This window comes from Paraflavitalea devenefica, assembly GCF_011759375.1.
Lineage (GTDB): Bacteria > Bacteroidota > Bacteroidia > Chitinophagales > Chitinophagaceae > Paraflavitalea > Paraflavitalea devenefica.
Genome location: NZ_JAARML010000002.1, coordinates 2,078,711 through 2,093,024, shown reverse-complemented (window position 1 = coordinate 2,093,024; position 14,314 = coordinate 2,078,711). Strand labels below are relative to the sequence as shown.

Genomic DNA, 14,314 nt, shown 5'->3' with positions numbered 1-14,314 from the left:
GTATCAGTTGGTTAGCTTACCGTACCTATAGAAGTACCTTGGAATTGTCTGCGCAAGCACTTTCAGTCCTAACACTACCCTAATTTTGTTACAAGTAAACAACAAATTAACCCTAATTTTATTACACATTTCGCTTACAAATACCCTAATTTTGTTACATCATGTTTAATCTTGGTATTCAAGACAAGTTAACAAAGAAGAGGGAAAGAAAGGCAGTGTTAAGTTTTAACAGCATTGAAATAATGGTTCTCACCTTCATCTTCAAATTCTTCAATCAGCGATAATCCCGATCTATGCCGTTGACGTCTTGTCCACGACTTTTGATAAAAATAGGAGCTATGCCTTCGTAACCGTTTGAATTGTCCATTGTCTAAGATTAAAAAAGCGGCGTCTTTGCCAAACTGAATGCTGCCTATAGCCTTATTTAATATTATTCTCTTCTAACAATTTGGCAAAATCCTGACCGCCCCGCCCAATTCGCAGGTTTACATTTCGTTTGGAAACTTCAACTATTCGCTTGTTTATACGCTGATCGTTAAAGGCAATTAGGGTTTCTGCTGCTTTTAGGAAAACGGGTGGATAATCTTCCCTTGTAAGCCTGGCGAGAAGCGATGCTACAAAGGAAGTATCTTTAAGCTTCAACGCTTTACCAACAACTGCAGGAAACTGATGAACATTAATTACCCGGATATTTTGATTAATTAGTTCAACAGCCAAAGTTTTATCCCTGACAATAATCGTGTCAAGCATTACATCCAATAAATTTACAAAAGTTTCTTCCTCATCACTATCAGTTGTAGAGTTGATATAATAAAAATCGTCCGCGTTCTGAATTGTTTCTTTAGTTAACTGATAAGCCTTCTCTGGACTTTTCGGATAAAGCAAGCGAAAAACCGCAGGGCTTATTCTTTTTTCATTACCCCACATTTCCCAAAGAAGTTCATCATAAATTGGCGTGTAGAATGCCTGCATGGCTTCAAAAACAAGGCCAATATGGTATTGCCGGATGACTTGGTGTTTTACTTGTGTAAAAGGGACTTTTAAAAACTGAAGTGCAGTATCATTTTTGAAGCTTGCGATGGCTTTATATAATTCTTCCCATTCCGTACGCCAGGATAACGTATCCATTGCCTCGTATAAGTTCTTTCTTAGAAAAGGTATAAATGAGGAATGGGGGAATTCACTAATTGCTTTATAGGTGAAAACAAGTTGATTACGGGGTCCGCTATTCCTTTTGTTATTTAAGATTATCGGGATGTCCTGCATCCTTTTATATTTGGCCAACATCACTAATGCTGGCTGGTTATTTTCTTTCAACACAAGTTCTCTTGCCCTTGTATAAAACGCTTCGGTCAGTCTGGCCCTGCTGATGGCATTTGCCTTTGCATATAAAATGCCCGGCGTATAGATAAGCATACTATCTAAATAGTCGTATTCAGCAGAGGTTAGCTTTTTCGATTTTAAGTCACCGTATTGAGGAGTAACAACGTTAATAAAAAAATCTCCGGCTTTCTCCGCTATTCTAATACCACGGAGCTGCGTTATTACTAACGCCGTGTCGCCGATATGCTTAATGGCTATTGGGAGCAAATTTGCAGCAGTATCGTAAGACAAGGCCAAAAATGAATAACAACGAACCACTCCGTTCGGATGGTTTGTCAACTCCACTAGTTCATCTGTTGTCGCCTTTTTTTGTAGTTCTGAAAAGTTATCGCATTGAGGCGGTCGCGTTCCCTGATCACAAACTTCGCTGCTCATTAGCAGGTTAACCTTTTCAATTCTTGTAACAGTTTGTTCTGTATGCCAGGAAATCTTTGACTTATCTAATGGATATTGTCCAAAGCAGTTAAGGGCTAATGTCAGAACGATTATGGTAACAAACTGTCTCATTTGTATCCTGCCAACAATGACGGCTTTTTGTTCAGCGGTGTATTTGTGAAACGTTCAGTTCTGAACGGCAGTCGGTTGGAAAACCAATGTACAAAATATATTCTGCCCTGAGCTATACCATCGCCTTTTGTTACCAACTCATAACAGGAAGCATTATAAAAGTTTCTACTACATAGGACGGCGTGGCCGGAGCTGGGAAAACGTCATGTCGCAGCCATGCAGCTATTACAGCAAAACAAAAAATAAACAACCCGGATAGTAACCGCAGCGTCCCTGCGGCAGAAGAGTATTATCCTCCGTACGGAGTCAGACGGTCAACCGTATCAAAACCGGGCAGTTTCACCCTATAAAAAAACACATATTATTGATTAATAAGAAGATATAATCCGGCATTTTCTTAGCATGAAAATGACGGGATCATTAAAACCGGTTAAAATACATGCTAAAGAATTACCTGCGGGTCGCTTTCCGCAATTTGCAAAAAACAGGATTTCTTCTTTTGTCAATATCGGTAATCCCTTCGAATATCGTTTTGTAGATCATGAATACAGTAAGAAATTCAGTAATGAAGTGCGGATAGGTATGCTTGCAGGCTCTTTTGCCGCCCTTACTATTCTTATCAGTTGCCTGGGTTTATTTGGCCTTTCCGCATTTATGGCTGAACAAAGTACCCGTGAAATAGGGATCCGCAAAGTGCTGGGAGCCTCCGTATTGAATGTATGGCAATTGCTATCGAAAGAATTTATAGTGTTGATCATTATTTCCTGCTTTATCGCAGCCCCTGTCGCTTACCATTTCCTGTATGAATGGTTTCAGCAATATGAATACCGTACAGCAATAGACTGGTGGATCTTCGCTGTTGCCGGCCTCGGAGCATTGGGCATAGCCTTGTTGATGGTGAGCTATCAAAGTATCAAAGCCGCGTTGATGAATCCGGCCAAAAGTATAAGAACAGAATAGCGGCAAGGTCACATACGAGTGAAAAATTCTTTGCTAAAGTAGCAGGCAACAGCTAATTTCACAGGTTGTACAATCAAAAACCGCCAATGAAACCCCTGGTAATCCTTTCCCTTGCCCTGTTCCTTTTCCCTGTTGCTTATGCACAAAAGTTAAATACAAAAAGATTAGACAGCCTATTCGATATGCTGCAAAACCGGGGGTTGGCAACAGGAAGTGTAGCCATCTCGATCAATGGGAAAATCGAATACCAAAAAGCCATCGGCTTTTCTTTGCTGGATGGCAGTAAAAGAGTTGCTCCTGACATCTATACCAAATACAGGATTGGTTCAGTTTCAAAAATGCTTACTGCCGTCATGATCTTTCAGCTTATCGGGGAAGGAAAATTGAGCCTTGACGAAAAGTTGGCCACCTGGTTCCCTGGGTTGCCTAATGCCGGTAAAATTACAATAGAGCAAATGCTTTATCACAGAAGTGGCTTACATGACTATACGAAAGATACCAATTTCCCAGACTGGATGGACAAGCAAAGAACAGCCGATGAAATGCTGAAGATCATTACAGGTAAAGGAACAGATTTTGAGCCAGACACAAAGGCAGACTATTGCAACACCAACTATCTGCTGTTAAGCTACATTATTGAGAAAATTGACCGGCGCCCTTTTGCGGTGGCGTTGGAGAAAAGGATAATATCAAAGCTTCGATTAGCCAATACATACTATGGAAAACCAATAAACATTGCCAGGAATGAAAGTTCGGCTTACAAATACGCCGACAGCACATGGAAAAAGGAAAAAGAAACAAATCTGGGTATACATATGGGGGCTGGCTCGGTGGTATCCACGCCAACAGATTTGATCACTTTTATACATCAATTATTTACCGGCAAACTCATCAGTCAGGCAAATCTTGCCAGGATGACAACCATGATAGATGGTTATGGGATGGGTATCTTCCCGTACGACTTTGATGGAACGAAAGGGTACGGGCATAACGGAAGGATAGAAGAATTTTATAGTGCCGTAAGATATTATCCTGATCAGAAGCTGGCTGTGACTTACATCACCAATGGCATCTTGTACCCAAGGATAGACATACTGGAGGGAATATTAAAGATCAGTTTTAATGACGCCTACACTATTCCATTTTCAAAGCCTGTTGCCCTGCAGGGTGGTGATCTTGACCAATACCTGGGTGAATACACCTCTGGTGATCTCCCCTTTAAAGTAGTAGTCAGAAAAGAGAATAATACCCTGATAGTAGAAGCTGCCGGCAGATCAATGAATGTAGAGCCGGTAGCCACTGATTATTTTATGAATTTAAAAACCGGCACATTCTTCGAATTCAATCCCCACAAAGGAGGCCTGCAAATAAAAGAAACGGATAATGTATATTACTTGTCCAGGAGTAAGTAAAAGCAAGAACATTTAGCAAAGCCAAAACTTCTTTCTTTTAAAATCAATAATAGTGGGGCCGCCGGAACATCCGCCAATTTCCTTCGCTTCTTTGTCTTTCAAAGAATGTCCGACAATCCATTTACCAGACTTTGCATGTTTCATGATTATACCCTGGCTAAGTACGTCGCCTTTCTTTCCTGTCAAATTACCTGTCCCATCATGAACAACCTTTATACTATCCCCATTTATCACAACAGTACATGTTGCACCCAACGATTTACCTTGCCATTCCTCAAAAGCTATGGAATAGGTATAGGTCCCGTCTTTAGGTTTTTGTGCGTTGGCCATCAAGACAACAACCATCAAAATAGAAAGGAATAAAGCTCGCATTGGTTAATATTGACAGTTACTGAATTGAGTTCTTTGTTGCTCATTCGTTTTCATTTTTCCTAACCAGGGCAGCCAATTTTTGAGGCGCCACGCAGCAATAGGCTGTAGTCAGCGCATCCGCAAATAAGTCCTTATGCACTTTCTTCATTTCAATGAGTGTCCAGCCTTGTTTGCCCCATTTATTATCAACAGGGTAAATTATTGTCCTGTCCGCTGATGAAAACACATCCTGGTCTATTTCCGACAGTTTAATACAGGCTATTTTGTTTTTATCGTCGTAGGTGGCAAAGATCTTCTTCTTCACCCTGAAGGATGTTTTCTCAAAGTGCGCTTCTTCCGTCGCCTCAGGGAACGAAAGTGCCAGTTTCCGGAAAGCTGCAATGGTTACCATTTGAGGTTACTTTTTAGTATGGATAAGTTTCCCAATCTTCAAATTCAGGTGCTACTTTGCAATTATCTTCCTGACCCCCGCAGGCAAATCTAACCCACTGCTAAAGGTCTTATCTTAAATGATTTGTTCTAAACACTAAGCCTGTCCGGATACGGTACAAATTCTCCAAACTCATTTTCCTCCTAAATATTGGACTTGAATAAATGCCGTACAGTCATTCTTAAATTCGTCGCTATAGTCAAACAGAATAGCAGAACCACCTGATTGCACAACTGTCTTTACAAAATTATAAATATCTTGTCCACCTTGTGGATCAACACCGGCTAAGTCAAATATTATGTCACTTGTCCACGATAAAGTTGTGTAGAGCGAAAGTTGTCGTCTTGGATTCCCCGCCAAGGCTTGCACTTTAGTTTTAGGCGTCATCCACTTTATATCATAAATCTTTTTATAGACCGGATTTGCCTTATTGGCATACTTGTCAAGATAGGTTCCAACAGTAATTGGCAGGAAATGATACCTAAACCAACTTTCTTTAACATGCTCAACATACCTCAATGGCGATATGATTTCAACTTTTTCATTAACAGTCTTACCAGTGATTATGTCGATCAATGCTAACTCAAGAGGGTGAAAGAATGGCCCGTTAGGAAGTTGAACAATTACAATTTCACCTTTTTTCAAGGCAAAAGATGGAATGAGAAAATCGTCAACCGTCTGCTCATGAAATTGTACAAGCATAGTATTCAAAATAATTCAGTCAGCTTCTAAATATACACTGGTTTGAGTAAATTACCACGACAGTGTAAATAATGCATACTTGAACCCCTACCCCGCCTTCACCACCCACATCGCATGATACCGCGGACCGGCAGGAAGACTATCATTCATCTTGCAACCAATATTTTTTCCCCGCAATGTCTCTCCGTCGCCGGGCGTGGCAGGGCGGCGAGGACACTGCGATGTATGGTATCAATGGTAACCGCAGAGTCCCGGCAGCAGAAGATCATCATCCTGGTAAATTAAATAGTAACAAGTCGATTTTCCTTAACGTACAGTTACAAGCCGGAGACTCCGCGGAGAAATGAAAAATTTCCCAATCTTCACATTCAGGTTCTACTGTAATCATCTCCTTGTCCTTATTATAATTTTTTTAATAAAATGTCCATTAACTCAATTTCATAAATTAATGTGGAGTCTGGATGTGGGAATGTCTGAACACCCTGTCTTTTGCTTAATGCAGGAGGAATTATTAATTTCTTGACCTCGCCTTTTTTCATACCAACAAGCCCCTCGTCTATTCCTTTGATAACCTGATTACCCCCAATCAGTACTTTAATTGGACGAGGTAACTTCCTTGAATCGAATAGCAAAGAATCATTATAATACGACATCGTTTCATGTATTAAAACTTCTTGCCCAGCTTTTGCAGGCTCCCCGGTTCCTTCTCTTAGTGTCCTGTATTTAAGCCCGCTTGGACTTTCATTGAAACCATATTTTTTAATTTTCTCTACCACAAAGGCCAGTATCGCATCCTTTCCATTAAGCAAATCGTGAATTGAATTTTCAATCCAGTAATCTGGGGTAATTCCCCGTTTCTTTAAATGTTCGGAGATGGCGAACTCACCATGTATGAGTGGGAGATTAATACTAATATCGGTACTGTCTCCGGAAATAGAAAGCTGCCGGATGCCATTACTTATTCCTGCATAGCCCCCTGTTTCTTGCCCCACAAAGATGGCATTAGTATATTCTCTCAGCAAACCTGCTGCTGTACCTGCTGCAGAAATAGTACCACCATCAATAAGTACGTAAACAGTCCCGTTAAAGTAAAATTCTTTTATGGGATTAAACTGTTTTAACTCAACAAATTTCCTCGCTCTTTTATTTGCCTGAATGCAACCGTGTACATATCCGGGAAGCTATTAGCCGGTTCCTCAAAACCATCTTTAACGAACCGGCTTATCTTCATCAGGGCATATCTATTATCGCTGCCGAAATCTAACTTGAATGCAGGCTCGGCCATCGTTTCCTCTATGCTCACGGTGTGCAGGTTATTTCCGTATTTCGCTTTTTCATTGGTTCTGAATTCGCCAACAGAAACAGCAGGAACTTCTATGCTGCTAATTTTATTTGTCTTGTAATCTTTAATGGTAAGCTCATACACTGTGTGAAAACCAAATATCAATGGAAATATCCGATAAAAGGAATTATAAGAAGTACCAAACCGGTACTCAAGGCAACTACCACATAATCCATCTCCCGCAAAATATCGCTGCAGGGTTACTATTATCTTATCAGAGGAAACCCCATTAATGGCGATAATTTCCGATCCATCTGCCATGTCTTTTCCAATCACATTACGTGTAATGAATATCCGCTGTTTTTGTACAAGACTGTGAAAAGGAAGCAGTTTTTGCTTATTAATATAGGCCCGGAGTTTGTTGGCAGGAAACACCCTTGTATGTCCATCATGCAGATAGGCAATCAGTTGAAGTACGATGTTATGAAACTGCACAGCATCAAGCGGCGCTGATGTTTGCGCCAGCAGGTGATTAAAAAAGTCATTGAATTCAGCAGGGCTATTATGTGTATATAAACCGGGATGAGCATACTCCAATGCATGTTTAAACTTATGCAAATCCGATTGCATTTGACTTGCCCGATAAGTAGTTAGTTCCTGAGACAATACTTTTTGAGGCAATGAGCTCATGCCAATTAATAGGATCAAAAAACAATGCTTACTAAATGTATTCATTAAATTTTTAGATGAGCGTATTATCATTTTGATTTTAAATATGGTTCAGGATGTTCACTTATCAATCCTTCTTTTGTTGTCCTCCCTACCCCGCCTTCACCACCCACATTGCATGATACCGCGGACCGGCTGGAAGACTATCAGTCATTTTGCAACCAATATGCAGCAACACCGTCCAGGGCCGGTTTTTTGCAGGCAATACCAGCGAGAGCTTACAGTCTACATGGTTCTTTTCCTTGAATGAATACGTCTCAGACTCCCCCGTCTCGATCCTGATGCCACGATCTTTGGAAGGATCACCGTACAGCAGGATGGCGGTGAACCGGTAACCCGCCGCATAACGGCTCGGCGCCTTAACATTCGGGCCGCCCACGCCAATCTGCAACTGGATGCTTCCCCGCTCGATCTTCGGGTAAACAGCCCCCTTAAACAATTTATGAATGGGATGTTCTTCCTGGAATTTGATCTCGTGCATAAACCGGAAATCCATCCTGCCATCTTGCAGGTAAGCCCGCTTGAAAGCCCCTCCTACTTCGGTCGTGCTCATGCCCAGCGACATCTGCTGGGTGAACACTGCCAGCAACGACATCATGTGTTTGGCTGCACGATTGGTTTTGGAAGTGATGGCGGCGCTGCGCGACATTACCTCATTCAATACAGCGGGCTTTATGGTACCTCTGTTTCTGCGCCAGTAATAATGATGCTTACCACGTACCAAAGTATACTTATCCGGGTCCGGACAGGGAGGGATCCTGGGATCAAACTTTCTTTTCTTCAGCATGGACAATAATTGTATATTAACAATATTGGTACCATTGCCAGGAATCCCTCTCGCAACAATATACGAAGTCTTCATAAAATCTTCCAAATTCTTTAAAAGCTATAGAGCTCTTATAGAGCTTTTATAGAGCAGCTATAGAGCTCCTATGGAGGGTGTACTCCGGAGATAAAGTAGAGATACTCCGGGGGCGATAGTAGGGCAAGTAAAGGTAAGCCCATGTATGGGGCCCTCCACAGGGGGCACTTCAGGCTATCGGAGGCAGCCTTTTACCATCTCACTTTTTAAGGTACATTTATTGGCGAAAGGACACAATCATATGAAAATAATAACCCTGCTCTTATTGTTCATTAGCCATTGCGGAGCCAACTGGTGCCAGGCACAGCAAAAAAATCCCGTTCCCATAATTTTCGATACAGATTTTGGCCCTGATTATGATGATGTGGGAGCCATTGCCTTGCTGCATGCCCTGGCCGACAGTGGCGAAGCCAACATCCTGGCCACCATTGCCTGCAATAAACATCCAAAGGTGGCTGCGGCATTGAATGTATACAATACTTATTTCAACAGGCCTCAGCTTCCGGTAGGCGTGCCAAAGGGCAATGCGGTTAACATGCCTGCCTGGCAAAAATGGGATTCGGTCATCGTAGCCAGGTACCCACATACCCTACAGTCCAATGACGAGGCCATGGATGCCGTAGCACTTTATCGTAAAACACTGGCAGCGCAGCACGATGGCACGGTAACGATCGTAACGGTAGGGTTTCTCACCAACCTGGCCAACCTGCTGCAGTCACCCGCTGATCAATACTCGCCCCTGTCGGGCATGGACCTCGTAAAAAAGAAAGTAAAATTATTGGTATGCATGGCTGGCAAATTCCCTGCGGGCAAAGAATTCAATGTAGAGAAAGATGTAACCGCCTCCGGGAAAGTCTTCACCCAATGGCCGGGCACCATTATTTTCAGCGGTTTTGAAATTGGCGTTGAAATACGGACAGGCTTACCACTGATCCACAATAAGGACATTCAAAATAGTCCTGTAAAAGAGGTGTTTGCTATATGTATCCCTATGAGTGAACAGGACAGGCATGGCCGCATGAGTTGGGACGAAACAGCAGTACTGGTAGCCATCAGGGGATGGGATAACTATTACACGCTTCAGCCCGGCCGGTTCACCATCAACAACGATGGCAGTAATGCCTGGGATACCACCGGGAAAGGGCACTTCTATCTTATCAGGAAGATGCCGGTACCTGAGATAACGGAGATCATTAACCAGCTTATTATGCATCAGCCATTTCCTGCTTAGCACGCTACTTTTGTTCGCCGTCAGTTACTTTGCAAGTAAATAAATACGTAACAGTGTATCTCTTTTGAATATAGCCATTCTTAAACTCATCATCGTCACGAAAGAAAGGTTCAGTCACTAATGTTGCCTTGCCATAGAAGACGTCGCCCAGTCTTTTCGGAATGCTGCTTAAAACGACGTTTTCTGTACGAGCCCTGACTTGAATTTCTGATAATTTTGTACCTGTCAACTTTTGACGATAAATCTTGTCTCCGCGTACATACTCAAAGAACTCCCCGAAGGCTTTACCACCGATAACTTTTACAGAAAAGCCAAGTCCTGAAAATAGTCCAAAAAATGAGCTTATGCCCAAAGTGTCTTTTAGAAAAGTAGCCTTACAGGAAAGCCATTGATTATATTTCGCTGTATCTCCCGGCAGGTCGGGCAATTCTTTACCGGTGCCGGGGTCAATGGCAACAATCATTATAGAAGTATCAATAATAGGCGGATTGAATTCCTTCCTATTCAAAGTGTCTTCTTTGAAACTTAAAAGCAGGGCGAAACCGTCGTCAAAGCCTTTGATGTATCTCTTTTGCTGAACGTCTTCTGGTTGCAGACTGAAAAGGCTGTCGAATTCATGTTGAACCTTTGGGTCTATCCGGTATTGTCCTAATACGGTGTGTCCAAACAATAAAGTAATTATAAGCAGTAGGAGCTTCATAAAGTTGCGTACCACGAACCGGTATTTGCGACGGCAGAATAGGCAGCATTCCATCGCGCTGGTACCGGAAGTTGATTTTGTTTTGCTGCCGAAGATAACATTTCGCGCTTAATTATGAATGTTAAGACCTGACCGATAAGTCCGCTTGCCATATAAGACATAAATTTCATTTATCAGTTGGTCATTGAATTATCTGTTATATGTTACCTGCCGGAGCAATGCAGGAAAAAAAGTCCACCAATTATATTTACCTTAAAGGCCCAAAATGTAACGAATGAACCTGCGCCACTTATTTGCCTTTCTCCCGTTATTAACCTCATCTATGTTCCCACAATACCTACAAGCGCAAGCCCCGGCCGACAGCAATTTCCACCTTTACCTGCTCATTGGCCAGTCCAATATGGCAGGGAGGGGACCACTCGACGCAGCAAGTAAACAGAACGATCCACGCATCCTCATGCTGGACTCTCTCCATCATTGGGTACAGGCCACCGATCCGGTTCATTTCGATAAGCCCGCCTTTGTAGGAGTTGGTCCGGCCATCAGCTTTGCCCAAACGATGCTAAACGGTAATCCTGCGATCAGGATTGGATTGATCCCCTGTGCATGGGGAGGTTCACCGGTTAACGTATGGGAACCAAGCGCCATCTACCTGAAAGTGGCCCACCCTTACGACGATGCCATCCGTCGCACACAGATTGCCATGCAGCAAGGGGTATTGAAAGGGATACTGTGGCATCAGGGAGAGTCGGACAACGACTCCACACATGCCAAGGTTTATCTTGAAAAGCTAACTGCGCTCATCCAACGCTTGCGTGCGGACCTTCAACAGCCTTACCTTCCCTTCGTGGCCGGAGAGATTGGACACTTCAATAAGACCACCCTGATCAATCCTGTGATCAATCAGTTGCCACAGCGGGTGTCCGGCACAGCAGTTGTTTCGGCAAAGGACCTCACCGATAAAGGCGACAAACTTCATTTTGATACACCCTCGGCAAGAGAGCTGGGAAAACGTTATGCCGCAGCCATGCAGCTATTGCAGCAAACTAAAAAATAAATAAACGGTTGTCGTGCTTTGCTTGGCAGCATCGGTCAATAGTCCTCAGCGGACCAGTTGCAGCGCTCCCTTTTTGGTGATCACCCGGCCTGTAATGTCTACACCCTGCACCATGTATACAAAGGTGCCCGATGATTGCTGCACGCCTCCCAGGGTGCCGTCCCAACCTTTATTAATGGTAGTGGTGCTGAAGATCAGTTGCCCCCAGCGGTTATATATCCTGAAGTAATCCAGCCTTGTTATGCCCACACAAACCGGGTAAACGACGTCATTTCTTCGATCGCCGTTGGGCGAAAAAGCATTGGGTACAAAAATATCGGGAAGCGTACGGAACAATTTTACCTTGATGGCATCTGTACCGTAACAGCCGGCGGCATTGGCAGCCTTCACCGTGTATTCAATGGATTGCGCATTTTGACCCAGTATGGCCACCGGGTTAGGAATATTCGTGTAGTTAAGTCCGGTAGCAGGTGTCCAGGTAAAAATATTGGCCGTCTCCACATTTACGGTGGCCTGTAGTTGCAATGGCTGACCAAATACGATCGATGTATCATTGCCCGCCGATACAATAATGGGAGGAGCCACTTGTATTTTAAAGGTATCGTTGAGCGCATTGGGACAACCGGCATTCAATACCGTCAGTACATAATTGGTAGTGGATAAAGGTTTGGCCAATGCCTGCAATGTCAGCGGCAGGCTGGTAATGCGGCCGTCGCCCAGGTTGCTCAGCGTCGCAACAGGTCGCCAGGTATAACTGGTGCCTATTGTAATGGGAGCATTCAGCCGCAGGGAATCACCATAGCAAATGGAAGCCTGGTCCGGGTCGTAAGTGGCGGCCGGAAACGGCACGTTTACATACCGGATGGTTGCCGTCGCACTGGTATCGGCTTCACAAACACCGCTTTTCACAATGGTGCGGAAATAAGCATCCGCCGTAAGTCCGCCCGCAGCATAAGCTGCCTGAGTATACGTCGGTATAAAACTGTTCCAGTTGCTGCCATTGGCCGATCGTTGCCAGTTCACTACACTGCCCGTGTAGCCGCTCAAGGTGAGCAAATTATCCGCCGTTTGCCCGGTACAAAAACTGGTGTTGGCTGGGCTAAGAATGCCCCCAACGCTTTTGGGGTCAACCGTTACCAGGGCGCTGGTGCTGGTATCGGCACGGCAGGTATTGCCATTCTGCACCACCACGGCAAATTGTGTAGTGGCAGTAAGATTTTGTGCAGTGTAAGAAAGTGATGTATTGGCTACAGGCGTCCAGGTAATACCGTCAGTAGATGATAACCAGTTCAGCACATCCCCGTTTTGCCCGCCCAGTGTGAGCAGCGTATTGTTGGCACCGGTACATACCCTGCTATCGCCGGTCACCGCACCGGGCACCGTAGGCGGCTTGCTGGAAACCTTTATGGTATCACGCAGATCGGCACAGCCATTTACTTCATGCGCAATAATATCACCGCTGCCAGGGCCTGCTGTCACGGTAATGGCATGGCTGTTGGCGCCGGAATTGATCGTCCAGCCGGCTGGCACCGTCCAGCTATACGTGGCATTGGCCAGCGCCGGTATGGAATAGGTAAAGGTGCTGTTGGTACAGGCCATTTGCGGACCGCTGATCTCCAGTCCTGCACAACTGTTGCGGAGCGCCACATAGGCATAAGCAAAATGCGCCCCCGGATTGCAATTATCGGCCTCGAAAGTAAGGGTGACCTGTTTGCCCCGGTAGGCCGACAGATCAAAGGTCACTTCTGTCCAGCCCTTCGTCCATACATCATATAGCCACCTGCCCTCGCCCCCTTGCCCGGAATGCGAATAGAACGGTACCGGACTGTTGGTAAAGCCCTGCGCCAGGGCAGCAGCCGAGTCCAGCGTAGCGCCGGTGGAACTGCCTCCTCCTCCCCCGCCGCCGCCACCGCCTTGACCGGCATCATTGAAAGTGGGCAGGTAATATCCGGGCGAAGCACAGGTAATAATGCTGTCGGGTGTGTTCAGCGTAGCCTTGAACAAAGGTTGTTCATTGGAATTGTGGGTACCGTTTTCCAGCACCAGGGCATACGCATAGGTCATCGTATAAGGTTCCGAAACAGGGCCGGCAGGTACCTGGATCGTATAAGTAACAGCGCGCGTAAAGCCACCGGGATTATTGCCGGCGCCCAGGTCGTAGGAAGTAGCAGTAGACCCCAGCTTGATGGAATAGCCATAAGCATGACCATTGATCGTGGGAATGGAGGGAAAACCGCCAAACGGATCAGCAGATGAACTGGTATTGACCTGGATGCCGGTCATGGAAATATTGTATTCGGGAATCGTGGTCACGCCGGTATTAGGAAACGGGTAGCTTTGGGAAGCCCTGTTTACCAGGCCGGTGCTGGCAGACCAATTGGTAAGATCGCCGGTGGCAAAATTAATATTCACAGGGCAAGCCTGGGATTGGGCCAGTACGGGCAGCGTTGCCGCTGTTACCGCTAACAGCATACTACACAACAATAAATGCCTCATCAGTTTACGTTTCATAGACCGGTACATATTAAGAGCAGGCTATACGGTGAAAATGAGTTGCCGGGACCATTCAACAGGGATATCGGAAAAGCAGGATGCTTTCCTGGCACTATACGGGCTATATACTGGATAAGCAGCCAATGCGTTGGGCAAATCACGGTCTTTCTTTACCAATGTACCAGTTAATTATG

General features: G+C 44.6%; 13 protein-coding genes. 4 read left to right on the top strand and 9 right to left on the bottom strand.

Going from position 1 to position 14,314, the window contains the following annotated elements; translation table 11 throughout:
* Positions 1 to 420: 420 nt before the first annotated feature.
* Positions 421 to 1,890: a hypothetical protein gene (locus HB364_RS17720; RefSeq protein ID WP_167289546.1), complete on the bottom strand. Its 1,470-nt coding sequence runs from the start codon at positions 1,888 to 1,890 to the stop codon at positions 421 to 423.
* Positions 1,891 to 2,292: 402 nt separating this feature from the next.
* On the opposite strand from HB364_RS17720, the gene HB364_RS17715 reads away from it, so the two are divergent.
* Both HB364_RS17715 and HB364_RS17710 read left to right on the top strand, forming a co-directional pair.
* A complete protein-coding gene (locus HB364_RS17715; protein ID WP_167289545.1) occupies positions 2,293 to 2,850 on the top strand; it encodes an ABC transporter permease in 558 nt (185 codons plus the stop codon).
* Between the two features lie 86 nt (positions 2,851 to 2,936).
* Complete coding sequence (locus HB364_RS17710) at positions 2,937 to 4,262, top strand: serine hydrolase domain-containing protein (RefSeq protein WP_167289544.1); 1,326 nt, start codon at positions 2,937 to 2,939, stop codon at positions 4,260 to 4,262.
* Between the two features lie 12 nt (positions 4,263 to 4,274).
* Here HB364_RS17710 and HB364_RS17705 read toward each other — a convergent pair whose 3' ends face one another.
* From HB364_RS17705 to HB364_RS17680, 6 genes are all read right to left on the bottom strand, one after another.
* On the bottom strand, positions 4,275 to 4,634 hold the full coding sequence (locus HB364_RS17705) for a hypothetical protein (RefSeq protein WP_167289543.1): 360 nt from the start codon (positions 4,632 to 4,634) through the stop codon (positions 4,275 to 4,277).
* A gap of 40 nt (positions 4,635 to 4,674) precedes the next feature.
* Positions 4,675 to 5,025, bottom strand: coding sequence for an MmcQ/YjbR family DNA-binding protein (locus tag HB364_RS17700; RefSeq protein ID WP_167289542.1), 351 nt, complete (start codon positions 5,023 to 5,025; stop codon positions 4,675 to 4,677).
* A gap of 171 nt (positions 5,026 to 5,196) precedes the next feature.
* On the bottom strand, positions 5,197 to 5,766 hold the full coding sequence (locus HB364_RS17695) for a hypothetical protein (protein ID WP_167289541.1): 570 nt from the start codon (positions 5,764 to 5,766) through the stop codon (positions 5,197 to 5,199).
* Between the two features lie 401 nt (positions 5,767 to 6,167).
* Entirely contained in the window at positions 6,168 to 6,869 is a 702-nt protein-coding gene (locus HB364_RS33550) for an FKBP-type peptidyl-prolyl cis-trans isomerase (protein WP_317170715.1), read from the bottom strand.
* A gap of 14 nt (positions 6,870 to 6,883) precedes the next feature.
* Positions 6,884 to 7,756 carry a hypothetical protein gene (locus HB364_RS17685; RefSeq protein ID WP_167289539.1) on the bottom strand — a complete coding sequence of 291 codons (873 nt, stop codon included), beginning with the start codon at positions 7,754 to 7,756 and terminating at the stop codon, positions 6,884 to 6,886.
* A 112-nt stretch (positions 7,757 to 7,868) separates the two neighbouring features.
* Positions 7,869 to 8,639 (bottom strand): hypothetical protein, encoded by a 771-nt coding sequence (locus tag HB364_RS17680; RefSeq protein ID WP_167289538.1) that lies wholly within the window; start codon positions 8,637 to 8,639, stop codon positions 7,869 to 7,871.
* A gap of 241 nt (positions 8,640 to 8,880) precedes the next feature.
* Between HB364_RS17680 and HB364_RS17675 the strand changes: the two genes are divergently transcribed.
* On the top strand, positions 8,881 to 9,870 hold the full coding sequence (locus HB364_RS17675; RefSeq protein ID WP_167289537.1) for a nucleoside hydrolase: 990 nt from the start codon (positions 8,881 to 8,883) through the stop codon (positions 9,868 to 9,870).
* Between the two features lie 4 nt (positions 9,871 to 9,874).
* On the opposite strand, the gene HB364_RS17670 is transcribed toward HB364_RS17675, so the two are convergent.
* Positions 9,875 to 10,570, bottom strand: a complete 696-nt coding sequence (locus tag HB364_RS17670; protein WP_167289536.1) for a hypothetical protein — start codon at positions 10,568 to 10,570, stop codon at positions 9,875 to 9,877.
* Between the two features lie 322 nt (positions 10,571 to 10,892).
* Between HB364_RS17670 and HB364_RS17665 the strand changes: the two genes are divergently transcribed.
* Positions 10,893 to 11,627 carry a sialate O-acetylesterase gene (locus HB364_RS17665; protein ID WP_167289535.1) on the top strand — a complete coding sequence of 245 codons (735 nt, stop codon included), beginning with the start codon at positions 10,893 to 10,895 and terminating at the stop codon, positions 11,625 to 11,627.
* Positions 11,628 to 11,672: 45 nt separating this feature from the next.
* On the opposite strand, the gene HB364_RS17660 is transcribed toward HB364_RS17665, so the two are convergent.
* The gene (locus tag HB364_RS17660) at positions 11,673 to 14,138 is read right to left on the bottom strand and encodes a T9SS type B sorting domain-containing protein (protein ID WP_167289534.1); all 2,466 of its coding nucleotides are present in this window, start codon (positions 14,136 to 14,138) and stop codon (positions 11,673 to 11,675) included.
* Between the last annotated feature and the right edge of the window lie 176 nt (positions 14,139 to 14,314).